The organism is Paraburkholderia sp. BR10937, from assembly GCF_040965695.1.
Lineage (GTDB): Bacteria > Pseudomonadota > Gammaproteobacteria > Burkholderiales > Burkholderiaceae > Paraburkholderia.
In genome coordinates this window covers 115,836-121,954 of the sequence record NZ_JBFRCL010000027.1, presented here as the reverse complement: position 1 = coordinate 121,954, position 6,119 = coordinate 115,836, and the positions used below count along the sequence as shown (strand labels likewise).

The following is a 6,119-nucleotide window of genomic DNA, read 5'->3' as shown; positions in this document are numbered from 1 at the left end:
GAGAGGACTCGAACCTCCACAGTGTTGCCACCGCCAGGACCTGAACCTGGTGCGTCTACCAATTCCGCCACCTGGGCAAGGTGTCGTTTGCTGTTCAACGTGTTGTGCAGCAAAGAGCGAGATTATAGCGGGATCGGAACGGCTGTCAAGCGTTTTGTGGAAGGTGATAAAACGCGCCTGCCGAAGCGTTGCAGACCGCGTGGAGTGGCCGTCTCGTCGGGCCGCGAGGCCGCTCCCACGGCTCGTAGGGTGCGATGCGGGTGTTAGAATGCCTCGCAGAAGTTCCGCCGGCAAAAGTCCGTGATTCAGGTGCTGCGTGCAGCGTGGCGCACGCACGCGAGCGGTCAGGCAATCCACGTTACGGGCCGGCAGATTGCAGCACTAAGACCGGGCGCCGCCCGCATGTATCGCACATTCAGGCCGCGCAAAATCCGACGTCCACGCAACGAGAACAACCATCGATAAGCCCTTGAGCAAATATCCGTATCCGATTCCCAGCCGCGAAGAGATTCTCGGCGTGCTGCGGACCAGCGACTCGCCGTGCACCGCGAACGATATCGCCGAGGCGCTCTCCATCAAGCGCCAGGAGCGTGAAGGGTTCTTCAGGCGGCTCGCCGCCATGGAGCGCGACGGGCAGATCCGGCTCGACTCGCGCGGCCACTACCAGCTCGCCCATCCTTCGAATTTCGTCGCCGGGCGCGTGCAGGGGCATCGCGACGGCTACGGCTTCCTCGTGCGCGACGACGGTCAGGACGACCTGTTCCTGCCGCAAGGCGAAATGCAGAAGGTCATGCACAACGACCGCGTGCTGGCGCGCATCGTCGGCTATGACCGGCGCGGGCGGCCGGAAGGGCATATCGTCGAAGTCACCGACCGTGCGAACCGCAGTGTCATCGGGCGCCTGCTCAACGAGAACGGTGCGCTGATCGTCGCGCCGGAAGACAAGCGCATCGGCCACGATATCCTCGTCACGCAGAATCCCAAGAAGGCCAAGGTCGGCCAGGTCGTGGTCGTCGAACTCACCGATTTCCCCAGCCGCCACTCGCAACCGCTCGGCCGGGTGATGGAAGTGCTCGGCGATATCGACGATCCGGGCATGGAGATCGAGATCGCCGTGCGCAAGTACGGCGTGCCGCACGAGTTCAGCAAGCCCGCGCTCGACGAAGCCGCGAAGCTGCCCGACGCCGTGCGTCCCACCGACATTCGTTATCGCGTGGACCTGCGCGACGTGCCGCTCGTCACCATCGACGGCGAAGATGCGCGCGACTTCGACGACGCCGTGTATTGCGAACCGATGCAGGTCGGCAAGGGCGAGGGCTTCCGCCTGATCGTCGCCATCGCCGACGTCTCGCACTACGTATTGCCGGGCAGCGGCCTCGATGTGGATGCGATCGAGCGCAGCACCTCGGTGTACTTTCCGCGCCGCGTGATTCCAATGCTGCCCGAGAAGCTCTCGAACGGGCTCTGTTCGCTCAATCCGCACGTCGACCGCTGTGTGCTCGTGTGCGACATGGTGATCACCGCGCGCGGCGAGATCAAGGCGTACCAGTTCTATCCGGGCGTCATGCACTCGGCGGCGCGGCTTACGTATACCGAAGTCGCGGCGGTGCTCACCAACACCAAGGGCCCCGAGGCGACGCGCCGTGCGGCGCTGCTGCCGCAACTGCAGAATCTCTATGGCGTGTACAAGTCGCTGTTCGCCGCGCGCCAGAAGCGCGGGGCGATCGATTTCGACACGACCGAGACGTATATCGTCTGCAACGCGCAAGGCAAGATCGAGCAGATCGTGCCGCGCCAGCGCAACGACGCGCACAAGCTGATCGAAGAGTGCATGCTCGCGGCCAACGTGTGCGCGGCCGACTTCATGAAGCGCCACAAGCACCCGGGCCTGTACCGCGTGCACGCGGGGCCGACGGCCGAAAAGCTCGAAAACCTGCGTACCTTCCTGCGCGGCATGGGCCTTTCGCTCGGCGGCGGCGACACGCCGCACGCGAGCGACTACGCTGCGCTGATGGCGCACATCCGCGACCGGCCCGACGCGCAGATGCTGCAGACCATGCTGCTGCGCTCGATGCAGCAGGCCGTGTACAGCCCGGACAATATCGGTCACTTCGGCCTTGCCTACGAGGCGTACGCGCACTTCACGAGCCCGATTCGCCGCTATCCCGACCTGCTCACGCACCGCGCGATCTACGCGATCCTGCAGGGCAAGAAGTACCAGCCGCAGGCACCCGAGGGCGTCGAGCTCAATACCGCGCTCTCGCCGCGCGCCCGCGCGCTGCAGGCCGAGGACGAGGAGAAGCGCGGCAAGCGCGCCCGCGGCGCCAACACGGCGATCTGGGAAGAACTGGGCCTGCACTGCTCGGCGAACGAGCGCCGCGCCGACGAAGCCTCGCGGGACGTCGAAGCCTGGCTCAAGTGCTACTTCATGCGCGACAAGCTCGGCGAAGAGTACGGCGGGATGGTGAGCGGCGTGACGTCGTTCGGCATTTTCGTGCAGCTCGACGCGCTCTTCATCGAAGGCCTCGTGCACGTGACGGAACTGGGCTCGGACTACTTCCAGTACGACGAGATCAAGAACGAGCTGCGCGGCGAGCGCACCGGCATTCGCTATCGCCTGTCGGACCGCGTGCGCGTGCAGGTGAGCCGCGTGGATCTCGACGCGCGCAAGATCGACTTCCGCCTCGTGCGCGATATGCCCGTGAAGCCGGGCGGCAACCGGCCGATGCCGGTCGACAAGAGCGGCATGGAGGGGGGGCCGCGCGTGCGCGCGCTGCCGGGCGGCGACATGGCGCGCCAGAAGAAGGCTGCGCCGGCGCCGAGCGTCGCGGTGAAGGAGGCGCGCGCGGCGCGCGGCGCCGCCAAGACCGCGAAGAAGCGCTCGGCCGTGAAGCCAACGCCCAAGAAGCAGGCGCCGCGCAAGAAGCGCTGAGCACCTGCATGCGGAGCGCCAACGTGCTCCGCAGCCGTTTCATTGTCCGGGCCGCGCCGCCGTGCGCGCGCCCGGTTTTTTCACTTGCCGGCCGCGTCGGCTTTTGCCACATGGGCGCGCGGCTTGCATACGCCGGACCGCACGACGCGGCCGGCTGACTATCGTTGCCGGCGGCGCTGTATCTGCGTCGCAAAACGTTCATCAGGGGTTGTCTCAGTCATGTCACGTCTCAAGGTTCTTTACGGGTTTCATGCGGTGACCGCACGCTTGCGGCACGACGCGTCCACGGTCGAGGATGTCTACTACGATCCGACGCGCCGCGACCGCCGCATGCAGGACTTTCTGCACACCGCGAAGGAAGCCGGCGCGCGCGTGATCGCAGCCGACGAAACGCGCCTCTGGGGTCTCGCGCACACGGAGCGCCACCAGGGCGTGGTGGCCCGCGTCCACGATCTGGCGCTCGCGCAGAACCTCGCGGAGCTGCTCGACGGCATCCAGGGCTCGCCGCTGTTGCTCGTGCTCGACGGCGTGACCGATCCGCACAATCTCGGCGCGTGCCTGCGGGTGGCCGACGCGGCCGGCGCGCACGCCGTGATCGCTCCGCGCGACCGCGCCGTGGGTCTGAACGCCACGGCCGCGAAGGTGGCGAGCGGCGCGGCGGACACCGTGCCCTATATCACCGTGACGAATCTCGCGCGTGCGCTGCGCGAACTCAAGGACGCGGGCGTGTGGGTGGTCGGCACCGCCGGCGACGCGAGCGCGAGCCTCTACGAGACGAAGCTCGACGGTCCCGTGGCGCTCGTGCTGGGCGCCGAAGGCGAGGGCATGCGCCGCCTCACGCGCGAAACCTGCGACGAAGTCATGCAGATTCCGATGGCAGGCACGGTCGAGAGCCTGAACGTTTCCGTCGCTTCGGGCGTGTGCCTGTTCGAAGCGGTGCGCCAACGCGCGGCCGCGCGCTGATCGTCGACCGGTCGCCCGCAGGATGACCTGCCGCGCGATCCTGCGAGATGCGGGCAGCCCGTGCCCGCATCTCCGGTAAACTATGCGGATTCCGCGTTTTTCTCCTCCTCGGGCTGTACTCCCATGACTCAAGACGAACTCAAGCAACTGGTCGGCCAGGCCGCCGCCGACTATGTCAACGCGAACGTGCCGGAAGGCGCCGTGATCGGCGTCGGCACGGGCTCCACCGCGAACTGTTTCATCGACGCACTGGCGGCGAGCAAGAGCCGCTACCGCGGCGCCGTGTCGAGCTCGGTTGCGACCACCGCGCGCCTCGAAGCGCACGGCTTCAAGATTTTCGACCTCAACGACATCGAATCGCTGCCCGTGTACGTGGACGGCGCCGATGAAATCGACGGCGCCGGCGCCATGATCAAGGGCGGCGGCGGCGCGCTCACGCGCGAGAAGATCGTCGCGTCGGTGTCGGACGTGTTCGTCTGCATCGCCGATGCGAGCAAGCGCGTCGACGTGCTCGGCCAGTTCCCGCTGCCCATCGAAGTCGTGCCGATGGCGCGCACGGCCATTGGCCGCCGCGTGACGGCGCTCGGCGGCGTGCCGGTGCTGCGCGTGCAAAAGGACGGCTCGCCCTTTATCACCGACAACGGCAACGAGATCCTCGACGTGAAGGGCCTGCGCATCAGCGACCCGCGCACGCTCGAGGCGCATGTCAACGCATGGCCGGGCGTGGTGACGGTGGGCCTGTTCGCGGCACGCGGCGCGGACTTCTGCCTGCTCGGCGGCGAAACCGGCGTCGAGCGCATCGATTACCGCAAGGCCTGAGCGGCCTCGCGCGAGCGGCGCGTGCCACAGGCTTTCGCCAGATTGCCTGTGCGCTGCCGCTCTTTATTCCGGCAGGCCTGGGTGGCCTGCCGAACCGAACGTCGCGATTAGTCATTAAAAGAACGCGATTTTCCGGAATCTGGTTGTCTGCGCATCCATCCAAACTTCAATTCGCCTTTCGATTATTTTCGAAAGGAGATTCCCTGATTCAAGATCTTCGCAACTCACTACGTTGAGAACCGCACACAAAATGTGCGAATGACGTAGCAATAGTCTGACTGTCTGGGATATAAATTCACCGTCCGGCGATGTTATGCAAACGGTTCGCTAAAAGAGACGTCGAAACGACCGGACAGCGGAAGGGCGGCGTGCAAAAATGCGCAGCGGCTCGAGGGTTTCTGTCAGGCAGTGCGTGAGAGTGGCTGGCGTACGCCGTGCGGTACACGGGGAAATAATGACAACAGCGGTGTTGGGCGATTTGTATCGGACTGCTATTCAATGGAGTCCGCGAAGTGTACGGGGCTTTACGGGGCATTCCTTTCTGTTCTCCGGATTTTCATTTCTGCATGACCGCCTGATTTGCGCGAATGCGTAAAGCTTAAGGCGTTCTGCGCGCGAGTTTTAATCTGGTAACTCCATTAAACGGTCTTCCTGATACCGGGATGGTCCGCGGGGATATTCGCGCGTTTTAAATGCAGCGATTTTATCGGCATTGCAAATGAAGTCGTGTTAAATGCGCCCGCACTATCAGGGGGAGTGCGCGCACATTCATCCAACGTTCCCCTGTTTTATCAGGAAGACCACAATCATGAAGAAGATTCAGGCCATTTCGCTCGCCGCCATGCTCTCTTTCGCTTCGGCTGCCGCATTCGCAGGCGGTGCCGGCGGCATGGGCGCGCCGTCGTCCTCCACCACGTCGGCGGTGGGCGCAGCGGGCGTCGGCTTTGGTGCTACGGCACTCACGTCGAACTCGACCTCGTCGGTCAACGGCGGCTTCACGTCGGCGCTGACGGTGCCGGGCCATATCGACGCCACCGTGTCGCAAGGCAACCAGTCGTTCTCGAACGCGAGCCTCACGTTCGGTTCGAGCTACACGACGCAAAACGGCAACTCGCAGACCTACGGCCAGACGGCTAGCGGCTACGTCGGCCAGACCGGCACGACGACCACGAACCAGAATTCGTCGACGCTCGGCTTCACGAGCGCCACGCAGTCGGGCTCGCAGAACTTCAATTCGTCGGTGATCAACACGTCGTTCGACGGTTCGAGCGGCAGCTACGGCGGCTCGGGCTTCACGTCGAACGCGACCGCGAACGGCAGCGGCACGGCCAATGCGGACGGCGGCGTCGGCATCGTCGCAGCGGGCGGTTCGGGTTCGCTCACGGGTGGCATGCACTGGTAATCC

4 protein-coding genes and 1 tRNA gene are annotated in these 6,119 nt (G+C 65.0%); 4 read left to right on the top strand and 1 reads right to left on the bottom strand.

Going from position 1 to position 6,119, the window contains the following annotated elements; all coding sequences use genetic code 11:
• Nucleotides 1-69, bottom strand: a tRNA-Leu gene (locus tag AB4Y44_RS22830).
• A gap of 400 nt (nt 70-469) precedes the next feature.
• Here AB4Y44_RS22830 and rnr point away from each other — a divergent pair.
• From rnr to AB4Y44_RS22810, 4 genes are all read left to right on the top strand, one after another.
• Complete coding sequence (rnr, locus tag AB4Y44_RS22825) at nt 470-2,932, top strand: ribonuclease R (protein WP_342920623.1); 2,463 nt, start codon at nt 470-472, stop codon at nt 2,930-2,932.
• Between the two features lie 219 nt (nt 2,933-3,151).
• A complete protein-coding gene (rlmB, locus tag AB4Y44_RS22820; protein WP_342920622.1) occupies nt 3,152-3,895 on the top strand; it encodes a 23S rRNA (guanosine(2251)-2'-O)-methyltransferase RlmB in 744 nt (247 codons plus the stop codon).
• Between the two features lie 123 nt (nt 3,896-4,018).
• On the top strand, nt 4,019-4,714 hold the full coding sequence (gene rpiA / locus AB4Y44_RS22815) for a ribose-5-phosphate isomerase RpiA (RefSeq protein ID WP_368700953.1): 696 nt from the start codon (nt 4,019-4,021) through the stop codon (nt 4,712-4,714).
• An 808-nt stretch (nt 4,715-5,522) separates the two neighbouring features.
• Nucleotides 5,523-6,116, top strand: coding sequence for a hypothetical protein (locus AB4Y44_RS22810; RefSeq protein WP_342920620.1), 594 nt, complete (start codon nt 5,523-5,525; stop codon nt 6,114-6,116).
• Nucleotides 6,117-6,119: the final 3 nt, after the last annotated feature.